The sequence below is a fragment of the Micromonospora rubida genome, from assembly GCF_009908295.1.
Taxonomy (GTDB): Bacteria; Actinomycetota; Actinomycetes; order Mycobacteriales; family Micromonosporaceae; genus Micromonospora; species Micromonospora rubida.
The window spans coordinates 914,435-937,652 of sequence record NZ_JAAALO010000004.1 but is presented as its reverse complement, the minus strand read 5'-3'; the positions used below and the strand labels follow the sequence as shown (position 1 = coordinate 937,652).

At 68.5% G+C, this 23,218-nt stretch carries 25 protein-coding genes, 1 tRNA gene and 1 pseudogene; 18 read left to right on the top strand and 9 right to left on the bottom strand.

Annotated elements, in window-relative coordinates; genetic code table 11:
* The first annotated feature begins 40 nt into the window (after window positions 1-40).
* Complete coding sequence (locus GVV04_RS18885) at window positions 41-889, top strand: SDR family oxidoreductase (RefSeq protein WP_161689313.1); 849 nt, start codon at window positions 41-43, stop codon at window positions 887-889.
* Window positions 890-1,034: 145 nt separating this feature from the next.
* Here GVV04_RS18885 and GVV04_RS34815 read toward each other — a convergent pair.
* Together GVV04_RS34815 and GVV04_RS18880 are read right to left on the bottom strand one after the other, a co-directional pair.
* Window positions 1,035-1,137, bottom strand: a pseudogene (locus tag GVV04_RS34815) (AraC family transcriptional regulator); the annotation flags it as partial.
* Window positions 1,138-1,154: 17 nt separating this feature from the next.
* Window positions 1,155-2,750, bottom strand: coding sequence for an amidohydrolase (locus GVV04_RS18880; RefSeq protein WP_161689312.1), 1,596 nt, complete (start codon window positions 2,748-2,750; stop codon window positions 1,155-1,157).
* 180 nt (window positions 2,751-2,930) lie between these two features.
* On the opposite strand from GVV04_RS18880, the gene GVV04_RS18875 reads away from it, so the two are divergent.
* Together GVV04_RS18875 and GVV04_RS18870 are read left to right on the top strand one after the other, a co-directional pair.
* Window positions 2,931-4,193 carry a glycosyltransferase family 2 protein gene (locus tag GVV04_RS18875; protein ID WP_161689311.1) on the top strand — a complete coding sequence of 421 codons (1,263 nt, stop codon included), beginning with the start codon at window positions 2,931-2,933 and terminating at the stop codon, window positions 4,191-4,193.
* A 9-nt stretch (window positions 4,194-4,202) separates the two neighbouring features.
* Window positions 4,203-4,619, top strand: a complete 417-nt coding sequence (locus tag GVV04_RS18870) for a hypothetical protein (protein ID WP_161689310.1) — start codon at window positions 4,203-4,205, stop codon at window positions 4,617-4,619.
* 335 nt (window positions 4,620-4,954) lie between these two features.
* Here the strand turns inward: GVV04_RS18870 and GVV04_RS18865 are convergent, their stop codons facing one another.
* Window positions 4,955-5,269, bottom strand: coding sequence for a hypothetical protein (locus GVV04_RS18865; protein WP_161689309.1), 315 nt, complete (start codon window positions 5,267-5,269; stop codon window positions 4,955-4,957).
* Window positions 5,270-5,778: 509 nt separating this feature from the next.
* Window positions 5,779-6,060 (bottom strand): hypothetical protein, encoded by a 282-nt coding sequence (locus GVV04_RS18860; protein WP_161689308.1) that lies wholly within the window; start codon window positions 6,058-6,060, stop codon window positions 5,779-5,781.
* A 423-nt stretch (window positions 6,061-6,483) separates the two neighbouring features.
* Here GVV04_RS18860 and GVV04_RS18855 point away from each other — a divergent pair, with 423 nt between their 5' ends.
* The 4 genes from GVV04_RS18855 to GVV04_RS18840 all read left to right on the top strand — a co-directional run bounded on the left by GVV04_RS18855 (window position 6,484) and on the right by GVV04_RS18840 (window position 10,247).
* Window positions 6,484-6,681, top strand: a complete 198-nt coding sequence (locus GVV04_RS18855; protein WP_161689307.1) for a hypothetical protein — start codon at window positions 6,484-6,486, stop codon at window positions 6,679-6,681.
* Window positions 6,678-7,082, top strand: coding sequence for a type II toxin-antitoxin system VapC family toxin (locus tag GVV04_RS18850; RefSeq protein WP_161689306.1), 405 nt, complete (start codon window positions 6,678-6,680; stop codon window positions 7,080-7,082). Before GVV04_RS18855 ends, GVV04_RS18850 begins: the two co-directional genes overlap by 4 nt.
* A 1,150-nt stretch (window positions 7,083-8,232) precedes the next feature.
* Window positions 8,233-8,844 carry a hypothetical protein gene (locus GVV04_RS18845; protein WP_161689305.1) on the top strand — a complete coding sequence of 204 codons (612 nt, stop codon included), beginning with the start codon at window positions 8,233-8,235 and terminating at the stop codon, window positions 8,842-8,844.
* A complete protein-coding gene (locus GVV04_RS18840; protein ID WP_161689304.1) occupies window positions 8,841-10,247 on the top strand; it encodes a hypothetical protein in 1,407 nt (468 codons plus the stop codon). The genes GVV04_RS18845 and GVV04_RS18840 overlap by 4 nt, the downstream gene beginning before the upstream one ends.
* Window positions 10,248-10,429: 182 nt before the next feature.
* Here GVV04_RS18840 and GVV04_RS18835 read toward each other — a convergent pair whose 3' ends face one another.
* The gene (locus GVV04_RS18835) at window positions 10,430-10,897 is read right to left on the bottom strand and encodes an NUDIX hydrolase (RefSeq protein WP_328822450.1); all 468 of its coding nucleotides are present in this window, start codon (window positions 10,895-10,897) and stop codon (window positions 10,430-10,432) included.
* A gap of 24 nt (window positions 10,898-10,921) precedes the next feature.
* Window positions 10,922-12,145, bottom strand: a complete 1,224-nt coding sequence (locus GVV04_RS18830; protein WP_161689303.1) for a helix-turn-helix domain-containing protein — start codon at window positions 12,143-12,145, stop codon at window positions 10,922-10,924.
* A 368-nt stretch (window positions 12,146-12,513) separates the two neighbouring features.
* Here GVV04_RS18830 and GVV04_RS18825 point away from each other — a divergent pair, with 368 nt between their 5' ends.
* From GVV04_RS18825 to GVV04_RS18810, 4 genes are all read left to right on the top strand, one after another.
* A complete protein-coding gene (locus GVV04_RS18825) occupies window positions 12,514-12,786 on the top strand; it encodes a hypothetical protein (RefSeq protein WP_407938812.1) in 273 nt (90 codons plus the stop codon).
* Window positions 12,779-13,012 carry a hypothetical protein gene (locus GVV04_RS18820; protein WP_161689302.1) on the top strand — a complete coding sequence of 78 codons (234 nt, stop codon included), beginning with the start codon at window positions 12,779-12,781 and terminating at the stop codon, window positions 13,010-13,012. The genes GVV04_RS18825 and GVV04_RS18820 overlap by 8 nt, the downstream gene beginning before the upstream one ends.
* Window positions 13,013-13,017: 5 nt before the next feature.
* Entirely contained in the window at window positions 13,018-13,293 is a 276-nt protein-coding gene (locus GVV04_RS18815) for a hypothetical protein (protein WP_328822449.1), read from the top strand.
* Window positions 13,294-13,369: 76 nt separating this feature from the next.
* Window positions 13,370-14,095: a GntR family transcriptional regulator gene (locus GVV04_RS18810; RefSeq protein ID WP_161689301.1), complete on the top strand. Its 726-nt coding sequence runs from the start codon at window positions 13,370-13,372 to the stop codon at window positions 14,093-14,095.
* Between the two features lies 1 nt (window position 14,096).
* Here GVV04_RS18810 and GVV04_RS18805 read toward each other — a convergent pair whose 3' ends face one another.
* Window positions 14,097-14,564, bottom strand: a complete 468-nt coding sequence (locus GVV04_RS18805) for a hypothetical protein (protein ID WP_161689300.1) — start codon at window positions 14,562-14,564, stop codon at window positions 14,097-14,099.
* A gap of 151 nt (window positions 14,565-14,715) precedes the next feature.
* Between GVV04_RS18805 and GVV04_RS18800 the strand changes: the two genes are divergently transcribed.
* From GVV04_RS18800 to GVV04_RS32250, 7 genes are all read left to right on the top strand, one after another.
* Window positions 14,716-15,144 (top strand): hypothetical protein, encoded by a 429-nt coding sequence (locus GVV04_RS18800; RefSeq protein ID WP_201753606.1) that lies wholly within the window; start codon window positions 14,716-14,718, stop codon window positions 15,142-15,144.
* 168 nt (window positions 15,145-15,312) lie between these two features.
* The gene (locus tag GVV04_RS18795; protein WP_235966267.1) at window positions 15,313-15,540 is read left to right on the top strand and encodes a hypothetical protein; all 228 of its coding nucleotides are present in this window, start codon (window positions 15,313-15,315) and stop codon (window positions 15,538-15,540) included.
* The gene (locus tag GVV04_RS18790) at window positions 15,531-16,970 is read left to right on the top strand and encodes an FtsK/SpoIIIE domain-containing protein (RefSeq protein WP_161689298.1); all 1,440 of its coding nucleotides are present in this window, start codon (window positions 15,531-15,533) and stop codon (window positions 16,968-16,970) included. Before GVV04_RS18795 ends, GVV04_RS18790 begins: the two co-directional genes overlap by 10 nt.
* Window positions 16,967-17,671: a DUF2637 domain-containing protein gene (locus tag GVV04_RS18785; protein ID WP_161689297.1), complete on the top strand. Its 705-nt coding sequence runs from the start codon at window positions 16,967-16,969 to the stop codon at window positions 17,669-17,671. Before GVV04_RS18790 ends, GVV04_RS18785 begins: the two co-directional genes overlap by 4 nt.
* Window positions 17,668-19,443: a replication initiator gene (locus tag GVV04_RS18780; RefSeq protein ID WP_161689296.1), complete on the top strand. Its 1,776-nt coding sequence runs from the start codon at window positions 17,668-17,670 to the stop codon at window positions 19,441-19,443. Before GVV04_RS18785 ends, GVV04_RS18780 begins: the two co-directional genes overlap by 4 nt.
* 23 nt (window positions 19,444-19,466) lie before the next feature.
* Window positions 19,467-19,652 (top strand): helix-turn-helix transcriptional regulator, encoded by a 186-nt coding sequence (locus GVV04_RS18775; protein WP_161689295.1) that lies wholly within the window; start codon window positions 19,467-19,469, stop codon window positions 19,650-19,652.
* Window positions 19,649-21,037 carry a tyrosine-type recombinase/integrase gene (locus GVV04_RS32250; RefSeq protein WP_161689294.1) on the top strand — a complete coding sequence of 463 codons (1,389 nt, stop codon included), beginning with the start codon at window positions 19,649-19,651 and terminating at the stop codon, window positions 21,035-21,037. The genes GVV04_RS18775 and GVV04_RS32250 overlap by 4 nt, the downstream gene beginning before the upstream one ends.
* Window positions 21,038-21,235: 198 nt before the next feature.
* Here GVV04_RS32250 and GVV04_RS18765 read toward each other — a convergent pair.
* Both GVV04_RS18765 and GVV04_RS18760 read right to left on the bottom strand, forming a co-directional pair.
* A tRNA-Arg gene (locus GVV04_RS18765) sits at window positions 21,236-21,308 on the bottom strand.
* A 658-nt stretch (window positions 21,309-21,966) separates the two neighbouring features.
* Window positions 21,967-22,755, bottom strand: a complete 789-nt coding sequence (locus GVV04_RS18760) for a TylF/MycF family methyltransferase (RefSeq protein WP_201753605.1) — start codon at window positions 22,753-22,755, stop codon at window positions 21,967-21,969.
* Between the last annotated feature and the right edge of the window lie 463 nt (window positions 22,756-23,218).

Here is a 23,218-nt window from a genome sequence, read left to right as displayed (position 1 = left end):
GTACCGGACGACGGATCATCGACATTTCCCGAGGAGTCACATGTCCATCGTCGTCACCGGAGCCACCGGCCACCTCGGCCGCCTGATCGTCGAGTCGCTGCTGCGTCGGGGCGTACCGGCCGGGGAGATCGTGGCGCTCGGCCGGGACACCGGCAAGCTCGCCGACCTCGCCGGACGCGGGGTGGTCACCCGGCGGGCCGACTACAACGACCCCGACTCGCTGCGCGCCGCGCTCGCCGGGGCCGAGAAGCTGATGTTCGTCTCCGGCAGCGAGGTCGGGCAGCGGGAGACCCAGCACCGCAACGTCGTCGCCGCCGCCCGCGAGGCCGGCGTGGGGCTGGTCGCCTACACCAGCATCGCCAACGCCGACCGGTCCAGCATGATCCTCGCCGGGGAGCACCTGGCCACCGAGCGGGAGATCGCCGCCGCCGGCCTGCCGTACGTGATCCTGCGCAACGGCTGGTACCTGGAGAACTACACCGACCAGCTCCCGACGTACCTCCAGTACGGGGTGACCGGCGCGGCGGGCGACGGCCGGGTCAGCGCCGCCACCCGCGCGGACTTCGCCGAGGCCGCCGCCGCGGCGCTCACCGGCGCCGGCGAGGCCGGCCGGGTGTACGAGCTGGGCGGCGAGGCGTTCACCCTCACCGAGCTGGCCGAGGAGCTGTCCCGGCAGACCGGCCGGAGCGTCGGGTACACCGACCTGCCGACGGAGAAGTTCGCCGAGGTGCTGGCCGGCGCGGGCATCCCCGCGAGGTTCGCCGCCCTCCTCGCCGACAGCGACCGGGGCCTGTCCCAGGGCGAGCTGTACGTCGAGGGCGACGACCTGGCGAAGCTGGCCGGCCGCCGGCCGACCACCCTCGCCGAGGCGCTCCGCGCGACGCTCTGAGCCCTTCTCTGATCCGCTTGCCGGAGTCCGTCGCCCACCCCGCGCCCTGTCGGTGCGGGGCGGGGCGACGGACGGCTCAGGCCGTGACCCGCTCCACCGGGATCCACAGCTCGGCGTCGGCCCGCGTGCCGTCCGTCGAGACCCGCAGCGTCGCCTCCCCTGCGAGCACCTCGGCGGCCGCGACGGTGAGCCGCCGACGCCGGACGTACTGGAGAGCGGCATGTGCCGGCCAGCGCGGAGAACATCCGCCACACCGGCCGTGGGGTCAGCGCTGCCAGCGCACGACCCCGCCGACCACGGTGAGCGCCACCGTGAGATCGCGCAGGTCCGCCGGCTCGACCTCGTACGGATCGGCGGGCAACGCGATGAAGTCGGCGAGCATGCCGGCCCTGAGCCGCCCCTTCAGGTGCTCCTCGTAGGAGGCGTACGCGCCGGCGACGGTGAACCCCCGCAGCGCCGCGTCGAGGCTGAGCCGCTCGTGTGGGTCCACTCCCCCCGGCGGGCTTCCGTCGGACTGCTGCCGGGTCACCGCGGCGTGGATGCCGTAGAACGGCTCCGGATCCTCGACCGGCGCGTCCGAGCCGAACGCCACCGTCACGCCGGCGTCCAACAGGCTCCGCCAGGCATACGAGGCGAGGTCCCGGCCGGCGAGCATCCTGCTGGTCAGGGGGATGTCGCTGGTGCAGTGGGTCGGCTGCATCGAGGCGATCACGCCCAGCCGGGCGAGCAGTGGCACGTCCTCCGGCCGAAGATGCTGGGTGTGTTCGATCCGGTGCCGCAGCCGCCGTACCGCCGGATCGGCACCCGCTGACTCCTGCCAGCGGGCGTACGTCCGCAGCACCATCGCGTTGGCCGCGTCGCCGATGGCGTGCGCCGCCACGGCGATGCCGGCCCCGGCCGCCTTCGCCACCAGCCGCTCGAACTCCTCCGCCGGGGTGACCGCGATGCCGTGGTTGTCCGGCTCCCCCTCGTACGGCTCGCTCATCAGGCAGGTGTGCGAGCCGAGCGCCCCGTCGGTGAAGATCTTCACCGGTCCCGTACTCAGCCAGCGGTCCCCGTCGCCGGTCGCCCAGCCAAGGTCGATCGCCTCGTCCAACGAGGTCGACGGAATCGTCTTGTGCACCCGCAGCGGCAGCTCACCCTGGGCGTACAGGGTCTCGAAGGCGGCCCGGCAGTCCTGCCCGTCGAGGTCGTGAATGCTGGTGAGGCCCACGGCAAGCAGCCGGGGCAGGTGGGTACGCAACTGCGCGACCATGTCCCCCGCGACGGAGGAACGCAAGATGTCGTAGGCCGCGTCCCCGGCCGCCTCCCGCAGGATGCCGGTCGGCTCGCCGCGCTCGTCGCGGACGATCTGCCCACCGATCGGGTCGGGGGTGTCGGCGTCGATGCCGAGCCGCCGCAGGGCGGCGCTGTTGACCCAGGTGGTGTGCCCGTCGATGCTGGGCAGCACGGCGGGACGGTCCGGGCAGACCCGGTCGAGGTCGGCCCGGTTCGGCTGCACCGGCCGGGCCCACTTGTGGCTGTCCCAGCGTGCGCCGAAGAGCCAGGCGTCGGGCGGCAGGGTGGCGGCGTGCCGCCCGATCCGGGTCAGCGCCTCGTCGAGGCTGGCGGTGCCGCGCAGGTCCACCTGCTCCAGGCCCCGCACGTACAGGGCGGAGTGGATGTGGCTGTCGATCAGCCCGGGCAGCACGGTCAGCCCGGCGAGGTCGACCCGACGCGCTCCGCCGCCGGCACGCTCCCGGCACTCGTCGCGGCTTCCGACGGCGACGATCCGCTCGCCGCGCACCAGCATTGCCTCGGCGCGCGGTTGGACGGGGTCGAGCGTGTGGATCCGGGCGTTCTCGAAAATCGTACCGGTCATGAGGGCTGCCTGACGCGACGGTGGGACAGGGGTCAATCATGCTAGAGGACGGGTTTCCCGATGCGGGTGCCGCATGTCGCCGGCGGCCCCCCGTTCAACCGCGGTGATTGTGGATGGCCGTCGAAGTGGTTACGGTCGCCCGTTAGTTGTCGCCGCAGAGCTACCGGGGAGGACCCGCCCGTGGCGCTATCCGTCGTAGTTCCGGTGTACCAGAACCCGTACGCACTGCGTCACACGCTTTCCTCGCTGGCGGCCCAGAGCCTTCCCGCAGAGCAGTTCGAAGTGATCGTTGTCGACGACTGCTCGCCCGAACCGGTGGCGGGGCTGGTGGCGCAGTTCGCCGACGTGTTGCCCGTCCGATGGGTGCGGCACCCGGTCAACCGGGGCCGCGCCGCAGCTCGCAACACCGGTGCGAGCACCGCCACCGAAGATCACCTGCTGTTCCTCGACGCCGACTCGGTGGCGCACCCCGAGCTGCTCGCACGGCACGTCGCCTGGCACGCCGACGGACACGAACGCGTGGTCCTCGGCCGCCGCGTCGAGTCGGACTGGCGCACGGCGGCCCGGTTCGCCGATCCGGGCACGCTTCCCGACGTCGTGCCTTGCCATCAGGATGACGCGCGCATGGGGTTCGGGGTGGAGACCGAGGGCACCGTCGACTCCTCGCCGTGGGTGTTCCTGGTCTCGCACAACTTCTCACTGCCGCGAAGGACGTTTGTCGACATCGGTGGCTTCGACGAGGTCTTCGACCGGTGGGGCTGGGAGGACACCGAGCTGGCGTACCGCCTCTACCTGCACTGGGAGAGGGCCCACGGCCGCTTCGTCTACGCCCCCACGGCGACCTGCTACCACGTCCCGCACTACTCCGACTTCGGGCGAAACTGGGACAACGCGCGCTCGGGCCTGGAGTACCTCGTCCGCAAACACGAGCACTACGAGGTGGAGCGGCTCGGCGAGTACCCGCGCGACCAAGTGCTGAACCTGCCGACGTACGCGGCGTTCCTGGAGCGGGCCGTCGACGCGAGCGCCCAACTGGCACCGGAGTTGGAGCGCTCGCTCCCGGCGGCCGGCCGCCGCCTGTGGGCCGGGCGCGGCGCACGCCTGCTCCGGCACCGTCCCACGGCGACGCTCGACGTGACGTCCGAACGCACGGAGACGAACAAGCCCCTTCTCGGCCTGAAGACGCCGTGGCCGGATGGCTCCTTCGACGACGTGGTCCACTGGGAGAACTGGCGGGTCCTCACCGTCACCGACCTGGGCGGCCTCATCCGGGAGAGCCTGCGCCTCGCCGGAGCCCTCTATCTGGCCGGCACCGTCGCCCCGACCGGCGAGCACCCCCTGGCGTGTCCCGCCGACGTGTTGGGTGCCCTCCAGACCTCGCCGTTCGTCGTACGCCAGATCGCGGTGACCGATTCGCTGTGGGCGATCGAGGTGCGCCCCTAGCGGCGCCGGATGGACGAGCGGACCGAGGCGGCACCGGCCCCTCCGGCCGGGCGGCTTGGCGTGACGCCGGCGTTCCGTGGCCTGGTTCTCGTACCCGGTGGCAAGCCGCGAAGCGACGCGGCAGCCGATCGCCCCCGCCTCCACGTGGCCGACCACCCTCGCGATCGCCCGGCCGCTGATCGGTACGAGTCCGGACAGCACCGGCACCAAATCTTCGGTACGGTCCGCCAGGTGAACCCTCCTTCGAGGCATGCGTCCACGGCTCGCGCCCTCGGAAATGTGGCCCTTGTCGCCGGCTTCCTGGTCTCCGCCATCACCTTGTCCACCAGCACCGGCACGACAGAGCCGCACATCCTCGCAGGCTTCCTCATCGCCGCAGGGGTCGGACTGCGCATCGAGGCCGCGATCGTCGAATCTCGGACGTGACCACCAGGGCGTCAGGTTGCCCGCCGCCGTTTGGGAAGGCGACTGAGGAGGCTCACGGGCAGGGCCATGACCTGGGCGTCCGAGCCGAGCACCCATGCGATCGTCACTGGCCACCCGTGGAGGGGGCTGACGTCCGACAGCCTCCCAGCGGCCCTCAATGCGGCCTCCTGGTCCAACCAGCGCGGTGGCTAGAAGTCGGGGCATAGGCGTCTCGGATGCCCATTCGGTCAGCCCTGTGGCCGGGACGCCAGCCGGAAGGGCCGGGCTCAATGGTAAACGCCTGCGTCCGGTCGGCGTCCCTGACGTCGATGTCGACGGCGTAGCCATCGGCAAAGTCAACTCGCCCGGCCCTTAGGCTTCCGCCCACCGATCCCATCACCTTTGCGTCGACGCGGGTGCCGCTCGAACCATGCCACGATCTCCGGCTCCCGGGTCTTCGCCCACCACGGAACCTTGCCCACGTAGTCATCCGGCGTGGGGAACGGGTCCTCGGCATACTTTCCCGGCCGGGTCACACCTGTGACGGTCACCGTCGGCTGCGACTCCCACAGGTGCTGAGAGATCGTGCGGCCCTTCATCTCCTCGACGTCCTGCACCCGGGCGCCGATCACGGCGAGATCAGCCACGGTATAGAACGGCTTGTCCGACATCTTGGCTCCCGGCGGAAATCAATAGACGGTACTCCCCGGGAACCATACGTGCTGGTGGCGCTCATGACTGTCACCTCCGTGGGGTTTCGTGCACGTCACGCAGCAAGCCGGGACGCGCCGGCCGTCGACCCGTACGCAGGCGACGGCTCCGGCAGCTCGTCGGCGACCGCGACGACCTCACTGGTGCGGTGTGCGTCGCAGTCGTCCGCGCCCGGGTCGACGTCGTTGCCGCAGGTGAGGATCGGGGCATCGGGCCGCGGGATCGGGCGTTCCTGGCCGGGCGGCCGGATCCGGCGCTGCCGCGGCGGGCTCCCGGATCTGGGAGGAGGCGCGGACGCTGAGCCTGACCCCGGACCGGGCGGCGTCTCCCCTGGCCGGGCGGCCATACGACCTGCGGCACGTCGGGGTGTCGCTCTGGCTCAAGACCGGGCTGCCGGCGCCCGAAGTCACGCAGCGGGCCGGGCACTCGGTGGATGCGCTGCTGAAGGTGTACGCGATCGAGTCGGTGCTCAGTCAGAGACGCCGCACCGTTCTCGGAACTCTGTGAGCCACCCGCGCACCTGCGCACCGTCATGCAGGTACGGCTCATCCGGTCCGTGGCGTAGGTCGATGCCGGCGAGGATCCCGAGTGCCCACGACACCGCCTCGTCGACCTCGATGCCTTCCAGGTCGAGCATGGTCCGGGTAGCCCAGCGGTCCACCTCGTCATGCGACTGGCGGCCGGAGAGGATGGCGGCGAACCGCGCCTCCAGGTCGGCGTGGCTGGGAGGGATCGGCTGCGGGGTCGTCACGGGCGCGATCCTGTCAGGCCGACCTCCGCTACTGCTCGCCGAGAGGGCTCTGACCTGCCCGAACAGGCCGGAGCAAGTGCCCAAGATCATTGCACGTATTTTGCCCTGAGGGCTACAAACGGCGGCTACGGGTGGCATTCGGCTGCGCAGGTCGACCGATCGACGCGGAAGCGTATCCGCTGTTCAGATGGTGTTTTTGTTGATCTTCGAGGTGCCCCCGGCAGGATTCGAACCTGCGACACACGGTTTAGGAAAGGAGTACGGTCCGGCTCACCTCGGGGCCTCTGACCTGCCCCGACTGGCTCGACCCGCAGCGATCGTCGTCAAGATCAATCCGTGGATAGTCCGTGCCGGAGATGACGAGGCCCACGCTCTCTTCGTGAGAGAATGGGAGCCGCTGTGAGCTGGAGGGGGCGAGTCGTGATGTCGAGCAACGCCGAGAGAATGCCCGAGTGGCCGACCGCTGAGCACGTACCGGCTGAGGAGCTGGCCCGCCGTCAGGGTGTCCGGCCGGTCGCCTCCGTCGACGACCTGGCTCGGCCCGACCTCTTCGAGTCAGACAACGAGCTGGACGACTTCCTCGCCGACCTCTATGCCTCCCGCCGAGCTGGCGCCGCGTGAGCCTCGTAGTCCTGGACACCGACGTCGCGTCGGCGATCCTCCGAGGGCGGCTGCATGACCGCCTCCGTGCCCGGCTGGCCGGTAAGACCCTGTGCATCAGCTTCGTCACGCTCGGGGAGTTGACCAAGTGGACCGTGCTGCGAAGCTGGGGGCCACGCAAGCTGGCTGACCTCGCGCAGTGGCGCTCCGGTGTCGTGCTGCTGCCCTTCGACGAGGCGGTGGCGACCACCTGGGGGCAGCTCCAGGCGCGGGCGCAGCAGCGTGGGCGGCCCCGTCCGACGAACGATTCGTGGATCGCGGCCTGCTGCCTCGTCGACCGGCTACCGCTGGCGACCTTCAACGGCAAGGACTACGCCGACTTCGCCGAATACGACGGCCTCCGGCTTTTCGACGTCTCCTAGCTTTCGGCAACACCCTGGGCGCGGCTGTCCGGCGTCGTACGGCTTTCCGCCCCCGCCCGAGGGCCGGGGGCGGCTTCGCGTGACGCCGGCATTCCGCGGCCTGGTTCCCACACCCGGTGGCAAGCCGCGAAGCGGCGCGGCAGTCGATCGCCCCGACTTCGATGGCGGCCAACCACCCCCGCGATCGTCACGGCCCGCCGGGTACGGAGGTCTTGCCTGTCCTGCCGGCCGTTCTGTCCAAGGTCAGTGGGCGCAAGGCTCGCTCGTACTCGTCCGCCTTGAAGACGAAGGGGCCGATACCAGCGAGATTGGGCCAACCCTGCGCTACGTCAGTCCACACAACCCGGTCGTCATCGCGTACGAGGCGGGCCGAGAGAACCCCGCATCCGCCGATCGCGCAGTGCGGGCACATGAAGAGGGCGACGTGGTCCTCGGGGTCACCGTCGTGCAGGTCCGACGGGCCCTCGCCAAGAAGAGCGGTTGCATGGAACTCGACTACTAGAGGTGAACCGACCCAGAGTGGCGAGACGAGCAGGAATCCTGGCAGCCGTGCTCGGATCATGTCCAACAGCGAGACTCCGTCGACCAGGAAGTCGAGCACCTGGAGAGTCGGCTTCAGGCGGTCCGCTGCCCAACGGGCGGCAGCACGCCGACTGAGTAACTCGTGAGTGCGTGGCGTCAATGTGAGCTGGGATGCCAATTCGTGCACGCTGGCAGTCTCCCAGCCTTGCGTACTGCGCCGCCCGCCGGCCGATGCCGGCCGGAGGCCGCCAGCAGGCGGGCGGGCGAGCGCGCGCCGCGCTTGCGCGGCGCCTTGATCTAGAAGAGAGTGCTTCGGCAACCGGTGGAGTCGAAGCGGTGTGAAGCGGAACATTTGAGCCGCTATTCTGCCACCGGCGGAACACTGTCAGTGCCTGCTGCACGCACCGGCTGCCATCGCTGGTAGCTGCTTGACGACGTTTGACGGCCTCTCGTGCCCCCTGTCATCCCCCGCCGCCCTGAGCCTGTAGTGCGCGGCGTCCTGCTGCGAAGCCTCGCAGTGAAGGCTAGCGAGCACCAAGCAAGTGCTGGTGCTAGCCAACCAGCGGGCGGGCTCCAGTTGTACCTTCGGACCTGTTGCTGTGCGTGTTGGCTAGCATAGTATTCCGTGATGGTGGCGGGCGAGATACGACAGCAGACCGGCAGTATTGGCGTAGATCGAGCTAAGCGGTGGCTGAACTACTCAACCCGTGTTGCGTCGATTTACACAAACACTAGCAAGGTTTTTAAGGATCTGCTGCATTTTCAATGGCCCTACGGCGGCCAACCCTTTAGCTTTGACTTGGGGGGACAGTTGCGTGGCGGCACTCTACATGACCAGTCATTCATGGCGGAAGTTAAGGCGTATAGCTACGAAATGGATTCGGCCACTGAGTACCGAAAATTCATAGCCGAATGTTACGTAGCCTTCCAGGAAAAGCCAGACCGATGTGACAATCTATTATGGTTATCTTGGGCACCATTTCAAGCGCAGAATTGGCATAAACATCGAAGCCCGGAGTCCATACGAAAACATCTTCTTCATGCTGACAATATTTTCCGGGTATTCGGTACGGAATCGGCCGAGGAGGCACAAAAAAAGCTAGACGCGCAAGTCGTATATGAGCTGACCAAACGCCTGTGGCTGCTGACGCTCTGCGAAGAGCAAGAAGATTTAGTAATCACGAGCGACCACTACCAGCGGCTTACGGCGTTTATGGGCATCGGGGAGGATTCCCAATGACCGGGCAATTCAGCGCAGCTCTGCGTCATGCGCTAAATTTCGACACGCCGGATCGACGAATCGATTCTCTGAAAACTAGCGTCAGTAAATTTCTGCAATCTGGCGATCCGTCTGTCCGTGTTAGGAAAACTGAATACTTCAACCACACATTTGCGCCCGACCTGGTGCTGGCTTGGCCGGACGAAAGGCGCGAGAGGCTCGTCTTCCTGCGCACAGATTCAAACCCGGAATGGCTAGCAGCTGACCTTAAAATCATCGCATCGAGCCATCCAATTATGCTTATGCTGGATGACTCCGGGTCCGAGGGAAGTTCACCCGCCCATGAACGCTTGGTGACGGCAGCGAAGAAGGCGCGAGCCCTGATTACGGATCCAGATGCAATCGAGGAATTCGCGGCCCCCCGCGTCCCGATTACTTCGGTTCTTGCGAATGCTGTCATCCGTGGCGGCCTTGGATTAGTCGATGAGCAGGCTGCAAGAGGTGCCGCCGAATCAGCAATCGCAGGCTTCTCCGCTGCCGAGAATCTGGAGGCGGAGCCGATCAGGTCGGCGCTCGCAGCGGCAGAGGGCATCTTGGACGACGATCAGAACAATCGGTTCAGCCGGCTTTACCGGGCAGTCTGGGAGGGGCAAGGCGGGACTGCGGAAAGTTTCCCGTCCAATCGAAACCTGACTGGGCCGCTAGCGGGTAGGGACCTTTCCCTTCTTCTTGCAACTCTGACAACTGATGACGTTCAATTCTGGCGTAGAATCGGCCGTAGCGTTCAACTTGAACAGTTAGTAGCTCTGGGGCCCGAGTCAGGATCAAATCTGGGCCGCCTAGTCGAAGCCAACCTGGATCGATTGCTAGCACGTGGGGCACGTGTTTTCGGCCGGAACGGCGCGCGTAGCCCCGAAGGGCAACGTGCGGATTGGGGCGTAGAACGAGACTGCCTAGCACTGCGCGGTGACGGCTGGATCGCCTACTTCGCCGCCAGGTCAAGCGATCTGCCTCCACATGAGACACGTCGCGGCGTCTCAGTTGCTACCCTGATTGATGGCATTCGTCAGCTGGGAGTTCGAATGACGGACGTCAAGGTACAGCAGGACAACTTCGCCATCTCGATCCAGGCGGTGGGCAATGCCGACGTTGTCGACAGTCCAGACTTTGGTCAACTAGTAGATCGTGGCGACTCGGTGGCGCAGGCAGCTGCAATAGCGATGTCTAGTGGGCGTAATCTAATAGCGGACTTCTTCACCGGAACAGCCATGGGCCACACTAACGCCTCCTTTCCGCTTAACGAACTGGCGCAGGCCGCAGTCCGACTTCTGCTTGAGCTAAGCCATCGGAACGTTCCGGATTCAGACGTGAGGTTAGTTTCTGGCCGGGATCCGGTAGTAATTCAAGACCCACTTTGGGATTGACGTTGCCACCAGGACACCCCACCAATCCTCACTGTCTGCCAAGTCGATGGCCGCCGGGACGGCTTTCTTCCAGAACCACCACCGACCGCGACGCGAGCGCCTATCGTTTCTGCGGGAACTCCTCGGGCTTCCCGCTTCCGCGTCAGCCGCCGGGCGCCTTGATCATGTATCGAAAGTGGGGTTCAGGTTGCGGTGCCATGTTCAGCGTATGCGGATCCTCCGGCGATGCGTGCAGCAATTGCGGTGCGGATCCTACGGGCGAGCCGGGACGGGCCGTGCTGCTCCAGGGACCTTGCGGCTACGTAGCGCCACTCCGTAAGTTCCCCGTCTTCGAAGTGGATGGCGCGTTCCTGGTCTGCCGTGAGCGTCCCGCCGTCGAAGACGAATAGAAGCTTGTCGCCCTCGTGCTCGGCGGGTGCCCAGTCAACGACCAGCATCGGTCCAAGTGCGGGCTTGAGGCCGAGTTCTTCCTCAATCTCGCGCTGGCAGGCGGCCCGGGGTGACTCGCCGGGTTCGACGTAGCCGCCGGGGATGTCCCAGTGGTTCTTGTAGCTGGGGCGTACGAGGAGCACGCGGCCTTCATCGTCGAAGAAGAGTGCGCCTGCGGCGACGCGTGGGGTTGCCATGGGTGGCATCTCGTTGGCCGTCACCAGGGCAGCCTAGATGGGCTGGGGTCAGTCGAGCACCTTGAGCCGGCGTGCCAGTCCGACCAGTTCGGCGGAGGGCTTGCCGCGCTGTCGGCGTACCCAGGTCAGGGCGAGTTGGCGGCTGAGGAAGTGATGGCGGACCTGCTCGGGTGCCATCTGTTCGGCGTCGAGCAGGACGGCCTGAGCGTCGTCGACGCGGTTCCATGAGCTGTAGGCCCGGGCGACTTCGAGTGCGTGTCGCACCCGGCGTTCCATCGGTAGGCCGGTGGTGTCGACGCGGGGGCCGAGGTCGATGGCGACTTGCAGGTCTCCCAGCTCGGCGGCGGTGGCGACGCGGTGGATGGCGACGTTGGTCGGGCCGAACGCCGTCCAGAGGTGGTTGGCGTCCGCGCCGAGCTGGCCGGCGGCGTGGTCTGCGGCGGCGATAAAGGTGCGGGTGGTGGTGGCGTCGTTGGCTCGGGCGGCGGCCATCGAGCCGGACAGGAACAGGGTTCCGTAGACGGAGAGCAGCGCCGGTGTGGCGTGCTTGAGGTGGGGCTCAAGGTAGCCGGCGGCGTCTTCGGTGAGGCGTACGGCGTCGGTGTAGCGGCCGGTGGCGTGCAGGGCGTGGCCGACGGAGCGGAACAGGGAGCCGGTGATGAGCGGGTCGCCGGTGGATCGGACGGCGGTCAAGCCGCGGTCGGCGGCGATCCACGCGAGGTCGGTTTCGCCGAGCTTGGTGAGCTGGGTGGCGGCGAGTTGGTAGGCCAGGCCGAGCAGCCGGCGGGCCTGGTCCTGGTCGTCGCCGTCGTGGTGGTCGGCGGCGGCCTGGGCGCGGTGGAGCAACTCGGGAAGGCAACCGGTGACGTACCCGAATCGGGAGCCTTGGTAGGCGTCCCAGAGGATGCCTACCTCCTTCTTGAGAACGGCGACGCTCGGTGGCGCCGTGTCCGTGCCGTCGTGGAACGGGCCGAGGGCGCGGTAGTCCATCAGAGCGGCGCGGAGGGCGGGGACGGTCTCGTTGCCGCTCTCGCCGGTCCAGTCGAGCAGTAAGGGCTCGCCGAGCAGAGTGCCGAGGGAGACGTCCAGGACTTCGGCGAGGGACTTGATGACGGAGAGCCGGTCCAGCTCGATCCGGTTGTTTTCGATTTTGCCGAGCCAGTCGGCGGTACGGCCGATGAGTCCGGCTAGGACTTCCTGGGACAGGCCGCGCCGGTAGCGGTACCAGGCGACGCGCTCGCCGATGGTCAGGTGGTTAGTCGTCCCGTTCACCGGTTCACTGTCTCCCCTCGGTCGGCCTCGACCCCGGAAGGATTTTCCGGGTTACCGGGCGGTTTGTGCCACAGCCTGTCTTCATGACGGGGCTGAACGTATCGACTGACTGCCAATCCTGCTCGGGCGCGGGCTGGAAGTACGCCTCTGCCCGCACCGCCATCCGGGGATTGGGGCGGGGGTCGGAGCGGACTCGTTCCCTGGCCCGGCGGTCCTGCCTGGACTGTGCGGGTTCCGGTCGTTCGGCGACCTGCTGAGGCTGGCCCGGGGTGGGTGCTGGTGTGGGGCCGCGACCCGAACGGCGGCCCGTGAATGGCCCGCCCGCCCCGGTGCCCCGCACCCCTGCGCCGTCCTGGCCGGGTGTGCCGGTGCCGGGTGACCTGGTGCTGGTCGACGGCCGGGCGTCGGTGCAGTTCGCCGGGGACCGCGCGTTGTGGCTGCGGGTGACGTCGGTGGACGACACGCCGACGTACTACGGCTGGGTGTGGCTCACCGGCTATTCCATCGACCTGGCCACCGGTAACGCGCTGGCGCGGCGGGAGGTCTTCGTACAGATCGCCGGCCTGCAAATTCAGAGACGCAAGACCGACAGTCCGTCGTTGCGAAACGTGGCGCCGGTGATGAGGAGACGCGGTGTTTGACGTCCGGATACAACTCGGCGCGGTGCTGAAGATCGATGCAACGGATCGTCTCCTACCGTCGGACGGGCCGGTGACGCTGTGGGTCACCGGGGTCCGGCTGGTGGTCAACCGCCCGCCGCACGACGAGTGGATCTGGGTCGAAGGTGTCCGGCTCAGCCCGTCCGGCCGCCGGGGTCCGCAGACGCAGATCCTGGTACACGCGAGCAAGCTGCTGCCCAGAGGTTAGGGCCGGTGACCACGTACCTGTCCGGTGCGGCGCGTGCCCAGCTCCGGGCAGCGCAAGGGCAGCTTGACCAGCACACGTCGTCGAGCGCGGACGGGCGCTGCGCCGGCTGCGGGGAGGAAGGGCCGTGCTCGCAACGGCGGGTGGCGTTGCGGGTGTTCGGCCGGTACGGCTGCCTTCCGCGCCGCTGGCCGGGCGCGTCGCGACCGGAGCAGGTGGGGGCCTCGTCTTCCTGGTCAGGCTGGCTGGCCGCAGCGGTGGAGCGGGTGACGCCGGACGCCTGACCTGACTTGTTCTGTCATGCACACAACTCATAAGCTGCTGTGATTCATGCAGTATTCATAGGTGGGGTGGCCCGCGATGGCGTACGAGATTCCGACGCCGAAGTACCTGCGCGTGTTGAACACGCTGCGGAAGCGCATTGAGGACGGCGACTACGCGCCTGGTGCGGCACTGCCGTCGGAGAACCAGCTCTGTACGGAGTTCGGGGTGTCCCGCCCGACGGTGCTGAAGGCGCTGGGCATCCTCAAGCAGGATGGCTGGATCGAGTCGCAGCAGGGCAAGGGCAGCTTTGTACGCGGCCGGCCCGCCTCCGGCCGCACCTCGCCCGACTACGCCCGCGACGCCGTCGAGCTGGACGAGACCGGGGAGACGGAAATCCTTCACGTCGGCCCGGTACTCGCCTCACCGCGCATCGCGGCGGAGTTGAAGATCCCAGAGGGCACGCCGGTCTACGAGCGGCGCCGCCGGACCGTCTCGGAGGCGGGGCCGGTGGACCTGGTGGCCACGTTCGTGCCGGTGGACATCGCGGTCGGTACCGACATCACCAAGCCGGACCCGATCCCGGGCGGCCTACTCGACCTCATCGCCCGCCACAAGGGCCTACGCGCCGACTACGCCACCGAGCGAATGACCGCCCGCCGAGTGAGCGAAGTCGAGGCCGAGGCCCTGAAGGTGCCGGCCGACGAGTCGGTGATGAGCGTCGTCATCACCGTCCACCAGGCATCCGGCGCCCCGATCATGACGTCGGTGCTGGTGATGCCGGGCAGCCGCCACGAGATCGAGGACACCTACGCGCTGTCCTGAGTCAGTTCCACAGATCGCCGTAGAAGTCCTCGTCATCGTCGGCTGGCGGCAGCGGCGTCTGCCACCAGAGGTCAATGAGGAAACTCTGACTGTTGCCCTCTCCGCTGCGGTAGACCCGGACGCCGTAGACCCCAGCTCCTTGCGGTAGCGCGAGCTCTACCGCCGCTCCTCCGGTGATCTGTTCGACGATCATCTCTCCGGTGGGGAGGTGCAGCTCAAGCTGTCGACATCCGTCCCACTGGCTGCTGTCGGCTTCGGGCTCGCCGGCCCACACCCGCAGCTCGAGCCCCGCCCTGAACGGGTCGAGGGGCGTTAGCACCGTGAGTCGGTATGTGGATGCGCCGGCTACCTGATCCTGCGCATCTCCGAGCGACTCGCCGTCGTCGCCGGCATCGCACCACACGTCCCGTAGAACGAAGTGGCCGTAGGAGATGGAGACGGTGGCCTCGTGCCGGGCGAAGAGCTTCATGGGTCCGGAGATTGCCACCGCCGTCCGACACTCCTATGTGAACTGCTCTCATCGAAACCTTGCTTGTGCTTACAAGCTGACGTAGCTTGTTAGCTCAACCGGTTGTCAGGAAGACGACTGGTAGGGCTAGGAGGCTGCCGAAGTGGTTCCGATGACGTTGAAGGTGCCGGTCCCGTCCGAGTACGTGTTCCCCGCCGGGGCGCTGTGCCTGGGTGTGTCGCCGCAGCTCGACTTCGAGCGGCGGGGTGAGGCGGACAACCAGGCGCGCGACAAGGAGACCGGCGAGCGGGTCTGGGTGGTGCGGGTGATGGATTTGGACCCGGAGGCGGGGAAGTTCGGTCGGTCGACGGAGGCGAAGGTGAAGGTGGTGGCGGCGCAGCAGCCGGTGCCGCCGCCGTCGACGGTGCCGGGTTACCCGCCGGCGGTGGAGTTCGAGGGCCTGACCCTCACCCCGTACGTGGACTCGCAGCGCTGCAAGCCGGGCCGCTCCTCGGGTGACTGCCGCTCCCGCATGGCGTACTCCCTGCGCGCCACCGCCCTCCGCCCAGCGTCAACGATGCCCGGCTCGGTGGCTGCCTGACCCGGTTGCTGTGTTGCGCGCGGGGCGGGTCGTTTCCCCGCCAAGAGTCCCGATCCGTCCCGCGCTCTCCCCACCCCTCACCTCGATGAAGGAGGGCGTGATGCCCACCGTAGTTCCCCCCACCCCCACCCCCTCGCAAGGCCACTGCTCGTCGGGGCGGTGGTCCTGATGTCCCGTACCCGCCTGGTCGGCCTACGCCACGCTTACCGCGAGGTGGAGGCCGCGATGCGGTCGGCGCTGCGGCTGCCGCCGGCGTCGGCGCGGGTGTGCGCGATCCTGTGTCCGCACTGCTTCCGGTGGGTCAAACCGCGCCGGTTCGACCTGCAACGGATGTCCTGCCGCTCGTGCGTGTCGACGTTGGCGCGTCCGGATCGGGGCGGTGACCTGTGCCTCTGATCAACATCATCCCCGGGGACAAGATCCCGGTGGCGCCGATGAACATGCGCCTACCGGCGTGGCGGGTTCCGGGCTGGCTGCTGGTGTTCTGGTGGCTGGCCCGGGGCCTGCTCCGCCTCACCGTCCTCGCCACCCGGTACTGGTGGCTGACCGCCCCGACCGCGCTCGCCCTCTGGATCCGCGCCGAGTACGGGGGCCGGGTCCTGGCCGGCGTCGTCCTGGCCGTCGCCAGCGGCTGCGCGGGCTGGTGGCGGTGGCATCCGTCGTCGTGGCTGCGCTTCGGCTGGTACCCGCTGGTCGGCCGGGTCCGCGCCCTGCTGGTGTATCGGCGTCGGTGGGCGGCGGTGATGGCGACGTGTGGGCTGGCTACGGCGTTCGCCGGTGACCGGTACGTGCCGCAGCTCTTGCGGGTGCGCTGCGACCGGTACGGCGACGAGCTGACCGTACGCATGCTGCCGGGGCAGATTCCGGATGACTGGGGGCAGGCCGCGGAACGCCTCGCGTACGCCTTCCGCCTGCGCACCGGCCAGGCCCGGTCCACCAACCGGCCGGATCGGGTGGTGATCCGGTTCCTTCGCCGCGACCCCCTGGCCGGCACGGTGGCCCCGCTGCCGGTGGATGAGGTGCCGGACTTCGACGGGCTCCCGCTCGGGGTACGTGAGGACGGGCAGCCCTACCAACTGCGGCTGACCGGCTCACACGTGCTGATCGCCGGGGCGACCGGGTCGGGCAAGGGCTCGGTGTTGTGGTCGCTGATCCGCTCCCTCGCCGGCGGTATCCAGTCGGGGCTGGTGGAGGTGTGGGCGTTCGACCCGAAGGGCGGCATGGAGCTGGCCGCCGGGGTGCCACTGTTCGCCCGGTTCTCCTACGACGACCCCGACGGCATGGCCGGCGCCCTGGAAGAGGCCGTCAAGCGCATGCGCCTGCGGGCGGCCCGCCTGCGTGGGGTCTCCCGTCAGCACGTGCCCACGGTCGACGACCCGCTGATCGTGCTGGTGGTCGACGAACTGGCGGCGCTGACGGCGTACATCACTGACCGGAAGGTCCGCGACCGGATCAAGGAAGCCCTCGGGCTGCTGCTGTCGCAGGGCCGGGCGGTCGGGGTGCACGTGGTCGCCGCGCTCCAGGACCCGCGCAAGGACGTGCTGCCGTTCCGGGACCTGTTCCCGACCCGGATCGGGCTGCGGCTGACCGAGCCAGAGCAGGTGGACATGGTCCTCGGCGACTCCGCCCGCGACCGGGGCGCGCTGTGCGACCGCATCCCCGAGTCCGCCCCCGGCGTCGGGTTCGTCGTCCTCGACGGCGTCCGCGAACCCGTCCGCGTCCGCTTCGCCTACCTCACCGACGACGACATCCGCGAACTCGGCCGCGACTACCGCCAACTCGGCGACGACACCGACACCGATGACGGACAGGGGGTGACCCGGTGAAGACCAACGCAGACCGGGTGGAGGGCGTGGTCCTGGTGCTCATCGTCCTGACCGTCGGCGGGCTCGCCGGAGCGGCGTCGTTCACCCACGTCCACGACTGGACCATGGCCAACTCTCCGGCCGGTACGGGGGACTGGTTCGGCTGGGCCAACGCCGCGATATCCGAACTGCTGCCCCTCGCCGCTCTGTTGACGATCCGCCGGCGGCGCCGCACCGGCGGGCCCGTCGGGTACCCGCTGTTCCTGCTCGTCTGCGCCGTCGCCCTCTCCCTGTCGGCGCAACTGGCGGTGGCCACGCCGAGCATGTCCGGGTGGCTGCTGTCCGCCGTCCCCGCGCTGGCATTCCTCGGCCTGTCCAAGCTCATCTTCTCCGCCACCCCCACCCCGGCGGCGCTGCCCGTCGACAAGCCGACCGACACCGGGACCTGGTCTGCGGTACCTCCCGGCTACGACCCGGCCGACGACCGGTCGCCCTTCGACGTCGTCAACGAGGACCAGGCGGCGGCCGTCGTCGACGAGGGCCAGGCCGTGCCCGTCGTCGATGAGGGCCAGGCCGTGCCCGTCGACGAGCCGCAGCTTCGCCCGGCAACCCGCCCGGTGCCCGTGATGCCGGTGGAACGACGCCCGGGACTGGTGCCCGTCCCTGCGGCGGCCTTCACGCCCCGCAACGGCAGCGTCTTCGGCGGGGAGCGTGCCCGATGAGTCAACTCGAACTCGTCCCCACGGCTCCCGTTGAGCAGCCTCGGCCGGGGTCGCGGGCGGACCGGATGCGCAAGCCCTTGGCCAAGGACGCGCTCAAGCAACTCGCCGAAGAAAACGGTGTCTGCGTGCGGCCTCTGGCCCTGCGGCGCACCGACACCGTCACCGGCCTGACCGAGGTGGTGGAGGTGCCCTGCGGGGCGACCCTCGCGGCGAAGTGCAAGCCCTGCGCCGAGCGGGGCCGGCGGCTGCGCATCCAACAGATCCGCGAAGGCTGGCACCTCGCCGACGAACCCACCGTCCGCCCCGACGAACCCGGCGAAGACGTCCTCGTCCGCGTCCGCGCACACCTGGAATTCGAGCGGGAAGCGCTGAACTACCAGCCCATGACACCCGAGGAGCGGGCCGAGCAAATCGCCGACGTCGACGCCGCGATAGCCGAGCTGGACGAGGCACTCGGCGAAACGAGCCTGCGGGGACACCTGACCCCGAAGGACCGCGACGAGCGGCCCCGACGCAAGCGGTCGACCAGGCGGCGGCAGGACTCCCCCGACCTGCCCCGGCTGCCCGTCGACCCGCGCACCGTCGGCCGCGCCTACTCCGGCAAGACCGGCAAGACCTACCGGCCCTCAATGCTCATCACGCTGACGCTCGGCTCACACGGGCCGGTGCACTCCCACTTCCGGCGCGGCGCCTACGTCGCCCCCTGCGAGTGCGGGCAACGGCACGGCCCGTACGACGACGTCCTCAGCACTCCGGTCGACCCGGGCAGCTACGACTACCGGCGGGCGGCCCTGGACTCGATCCACTTCGCCCGGGTGCTGGACCGGTGGTGGCAGAACGTGCGCCGCGCCGCCGGCTGGAACGTCCAGTACGCGGGAGCCGTCGAGCTGCAACGCCGGCTCGCCCCGCACGCGCACTTCGCCATCCGGGGCACGCTTCCGCGTCGGCTGCTCAAGCAGATCGCGGCGGCCACCTACCACCAGGTGTGGTGGCCGCGCTTCGACGAGCTGGTCTACCCGGTCGACAAGCCACCGATGTGGGACGTCGACCGACAGGCCTACGTCGACCCCAAGACCCGGGAGCCGCTGCCCACCTGGGGTGAAGCCCTCGACGCCCTGGAAGGACCCGACAGTCGCCCCGCCTACGTCGCCCGCCTGGGCCGCATCGACGCCCGCGGCATCGACCACGGCACCAAGGACGCGGAACGGTCGATCCGGTACGTGACGAAGTACGTCACGAAGGACCTGACCGACCAGGCCAAGCCGCGCTCGGACGCGCAGAAGGCGCACTTCGACCGGCTGCACGCCGAACTGTCGATCCTGCCGTGCTCGCCGACGTGCGCCAACTGGCTGCTCTACGGCGTCCAGCCCGACGGCGTCAAGGCCGGCTTGACCCCCGGCCGGTGCACCGGGAAGGTCCACCAACGCTCCACCCTCGGCTTCACCGGCCGCCGCGTGCTGGTCTCCCGGCAGTGGTCCGGCAAGACCCTCGCCGACCACCGCGCAGACAACCGGTCATGGGTGCGCGCGATCCTCGCCGGCGGGATGGCCGACACCGACGAGCACGACCAGGCCGCCGACGAGGCAGACGGGCCAAAGCGATACAGGTTCGAACTCGCCCGACCCGAAGACCCCGACGTGCCACCCCTGGAACACCGCCTCCTGCGATCGATCTCCGCCCGCATCCGCTGGCGCGCTGACCTCGACACCGCACGGATACGAACAGCCGCCGCCGCGCCGGCAACCGCTGCTCCCCTCTCCCCCGCTGCTTGACCATGCAAAGGAAAAACCCCCTCATGGAAAGTGACCTGCTGACCGTTCCGGAAGTCCTCATCGTGCTCAACGGCGTGTCGCGGCGGACCTTCTACCGGTGGCGTGAGCTGGGCATCGCCCCGGAGTGCATCAAGCTGCCCAACGGTGAGCTGCGCATCGAACGGCGGGACCTGCGGTCGTGGCTGCAACAGCACCGGGAGGCGGCGTGAAGTCGCGCGAGGTACGGGTCTGGGACATCCGCGTCAACAAGGGTGCCGGCAAGAAGAAGACGTACACCGTGCGCTGGATCGTCGGCGGGCGGGAGAAGTCGCGGAACTTCGCCACCCGGGCGCTGGCGGACAACCACCGGTCGGACCTGATGCAGGCGATCAACCGGGGCGAGGCGTTCGACACCGCAACCGGTCTGCCTGACTCGATGGCGCAGAGCAGGGGGGCGGTGTCGTGGCTGGAGTTCATGCAGTCGTACATCGACATGAAGTGGCCGGGCGCGGCGGCGAAGTCACGGGAAAGCATGGTCGACGCCTTGACGACGGTGACGCCGGCGCTGGTGCGGGAGCTGGCGGGACGGCCGGCGGCGGACGAGTTGCGGCGGCTCCTGCGCGTTCACCTCCTACCGCCGGGCGCACGTGACGAGGAGGTGCCGGCGGAACTCGCTCCGGCGCTGCGCTGGTTGCGGCGGGCGTCGCTGCCGGTGTCCGAGGTCGGTGAGGCGGCGGCGGTACGGGCAGCCTTGGACGTGCTGGCGTTGCGGCTCGACGGGCTGCCGGCGGCGCCGACGACGGTGCGGCGGAAGCGGTCGGTGTTCTACAACGTGCTTCAGTACGCCGTCGAGCTGGAGGCGTTGGAGTTCAACCCGGTCGACAAGATCCGCGTACGGGTGCAGCGGGCGAAGATCGCCGAGTCGGTCGACCGGCGGGTGGTGGTCAACGGCCGTCAGGCGCGGGAACTGCTGACCGCCGTGTCGTACGTCGGCGAGCGGGGTCGGGTCGGCCGCGGTGAGCGCCTGGTCGCGTTCTTCGCGTGTCTGTACTTCGCGGCGATGCGACCGAGTGAGGCGCTGGCGCTGCGCGAGCAGGACTGCCACCTTCCGGCGACCGGGTGGGGCCGGCTGACGCTGGTCGACAACCGGCCCCAGGCGGGCAAGCGGTGGACCGACAGCGGCGAGGTCCACGACCGGCGCGGGTTGAAGCACCGGGCGGCGGCAGAGTCCCGGGTGGTGCCGATCCCGCCGGAGCTGGTGGGCACGCTGCGGCGGCACGTCGACCGGTTCGGCGTCGCCGATGACGATCGGCTGTTCCGTAGCGGGAAGGGCAACGTGGTGGCGGCGTCGACGTACTCGCGGGTGTGGAAGGCGGCGCGGGAGCTGGCGCTGACTCCGGTGCAGGTGGCGTCCCCGCTCGCCGGGCGCCCGTACGACCTGCGGCACGCGGCGGTGTCGCTGTGGCTCAACTCCGGTGTTCCGGCAACCGACGTCGCCGCCCGCGCCGGGCACTCCGTCGACGTGCTGCTGAAGGTGTACGCCAAGTGCATCGACGGCCAGGAGGCGACGGTGAACCAGCGGATCGAGGACGCGTTGGGCGGCTCGGGTGCGTAGTCTCGGCGGCAGCCTCACCAGTCCGGATCTTGGTCGGAGCAGCCGATGTGACCTGGGCAAACGTCGCCAAGATCAATCCGTGAATAGTCCGTGGACGGCGACAAACGGCGGCTCAGGGTGGCACACCCCTGCACAGTGCAACCCATCGACGTGGCAGCGTATCCGCTGTTCAGGTAGCGTTTTTGCTGATCTTCGAGGTGCCCCCGGCAGGATTCGAACCTGCGACACACGGTTTAGGAAACCGATGCTCTATCCCCTGAGCTACGGGGGCGCGAGGGCCCAGTCTAGCGACCTGCGGGTTCGCCTGGGGTGGCAGGGAGTCGCCCCGGTTCACCCACGTTCCCCGCACCCGTGTTCTCGCAGCCCAGGAGCACCGCTCAAGCACACGCACCCCGGTTTGCGACCGTCGGTCGCCGCGTTGACCCGCGTTCGCACGGGTTGACTCTTGTTGGCTTCCGCTGGAGAGCACACACCGCGCACATCATCGAAGATCGATGATGTGCGCGCCGGCATACCCCATCGACGGCACCGCAACCGGAGAACCCTGGACCGCAGGTCTGCCCCTGGTTCGGTCGGACCTGCCGCGATCCTGGCCATGATGGTCCCCCGACGTCACTGGGATACCGCTTTCGAACACCCATGCCCGGGCTAACGCCGCTACCGCCCGACAGCCACGACCAAGACTCACATCCCGTAACATCGACCAGTCACGATCAACAACGAACCCGCCGGAAGACCTCCAACCAGACACAACGCGTAGATCAGTCCCCCTCACGACTTCGCCGGGCCCTGGGAGCCGACCCGGAGAGGCACTGGCTCCCCGAGTCAGCCGGCGACAGGATGACAACCGGCTGGACTCGCGGAGGATAGCTGGCGACTTGCCCGTTACCATATGGCCGTTCCTGTAGCGGCCCGCGGGCAACCCGACCTCAGGCCGCCCGCCGCCAGTAGACGCTGTACTCGTCGATCACCTGCAGCGGTTCGGTGACTCCTTGGGCCGCGCGGAACTCCTGGACCGCTTTGCGGCAGGCCGGAATGACGTAGTCGTCGATCACGACGTATCCGCCCGGGCTGAGTTTCGCATACAGGTTGGTCAGGGCGTCCCTGGTCGACTCGTAAAGATCACCGTCGAGTCGCAGCACGGCGAGCTGGCTGATGGGCGCGTGCGGCAGCGTGTCCGAGAACCACCCCGGTAGGAACCGCACCTGGTCATCCAGGAGCCCGTAACGGGCGAAGTTGGCCTGCACAACCTCCATCGGGATGCCCAGCACGTCGTTGCAGTGGTGCAGCCCCAGGGCCTGGTCCATCGGGTGACCGTCGGCCCCGGTGTCCGGGATTCCTTCGAACGAATCCGCCACCCACACCGTCCGGTCTTGGATCCCGTAGGCCTTGAACACTCCACGGGCCATGATGCACACGCCCCCGCGCCACACGCCCGTCTCGATGAAGTCACCGGGAACGCCGTCCGCGATGACCTGCTCCAACAGGGCGCGGATGTTCCTGATGCGCTTCAGCCCGACCATGGTGTGCGCCATGCTCGGCCAGTCCTTGCCGTTCTCCCGGTTGGTCGCCTTGAACTCCCGCTCGAGCAACCACCGGTTCGGCACCGGCGGGTCCTCGTAGATGAGGTTCGTGACGACCCTCTCGAGGAGATCAAGGTACAGACTTCGTGGATGGTCCATAACGGTCCTTCGCGCATTGGTATCGGCTGCGGCCACGGCGGAGGGCTCAGCGGGTCGGTGGCGGGTGGCCCGCGGAGCCGCCGGCATTTCCCCGCATTCGCGGTTTGCCGAGGAGCTCACGGAACCACCGCTTGCGCGGTTCCGGTTCCGGTTCCGGTTCCGGTTCCGGTTCCGGTTACGGACCATCGTTCTCGCTCGGTTCCCCGGCCTGAAGTCACGGGGGTGTACGACTCGGGACCGGGATCGTGCACCGCCAGACGAATCGGTATGCGGGGCGGTGGGCCCGGCCGCAGACCGAGCGATCGTCTGTACTCATCTGGCATATGCTCGCATGCCCTTCGTAAGGGAATTCCCTAGTGTTCACTGCGGGCCGCGGGCTCGCTGATGCCATGGAAACCACTAGTCCACGCACCTATTTCCGCCGCTAGGCTTTCCGCCAGTACCGACCGAGATTCGTCGCCCGGTGTCCGAGCCGCGACGAATGCACTGATCGGTTCGG

Coding starts and splice junctions, on each gene's coding strand:
- GVV04_RS18795 (WP_235966267.1), top strand. CDS start 15,313: ATGTCCCGTACCCGCCTGGTCGGCCTACGCCACGCTTACCGCGAGGTG.
- GVV04_RS18880 (WP_161689312.1), bottom strand. CDS start 2,750: ATGACCGGTACGATTTTCGAGAACGCCCGGATCCACACGCTCGACCCC.
- GVV04_RS18805 (WP_161689300.1), bottom strand. CDS start 14,564: ATGAAGCTCTTCGCCCGGCACGAGGCCACCGTCTCCATCTCCTACGGC.
- GVV04_RS18855 (WP_161689307.1), top strand. CDS start 6,484: ATGTCGAGCAACGCCGAGAGAATGCCCGAGTGGCCGACCGCTGAGCAC.
- GVV04_RS18780 (WP_161689296.1), top strand. CDS start 17,668: ATGAGTCAACTCGAACTCGTCCCCACGGCTCCCGTTGAGCAGCCTCGG.
- GVV04_RS18865 (WP_161689309.1), bottom strand. CDS start 5,269: ATGTCGGACAAGCCGTTCTATACCGTGGCTGATCTCGCCGTGATCGGC.
- GVV04_RS18870 (WP_161689310.1), top strand. CDS start 4,203: ATGGACGAGCGGACCGAGGCGGCACCGGCCCCTCCGGCCGGGCGGCTT.
- GVV04_RS18775 (WP_161689295.1), top strand. CDS start 19,467: ATGGAAAGTGACCTGCTGACCGTTCCGGAAGTCCTCATCGTGCTCAAC.
- GVV04_RS18885 (WP_161689313.1), top strand. CDS start 41: ATGTCCATCGTCGTCACCGGAGCCACCGGCCACCTCGGCCGCCTGATC.
- GVV04_RS18810 (WP_161689301.1), top strand. CDS start 13,370: ATGGCGTACGAGATTCCGACGCCGAAGTACCTGCGCGTGTTGAACACG.
- GVV04_RS18840 (WP_161689304.1), top strand. CDS start 8,841: ATGACCGGGCAATTCAGCGCAGCTCTGCGTCATGCGCTAAATTTCGAC.
- GVV04_RS18800 (WP_201753606.1), top strand. CDS start 14,716: ATGACGTTGAAGGTGCCGGTCCCGTCCGAGTACGTGTTCCCCGCCGGG.
- GVV04_RS18845 (WP_161689305.1), top strand. CDS start 8,233: ATGGTGGCGGGCGAGATACGACAGCAGACCGGCAGTATTGGCGTAGAT.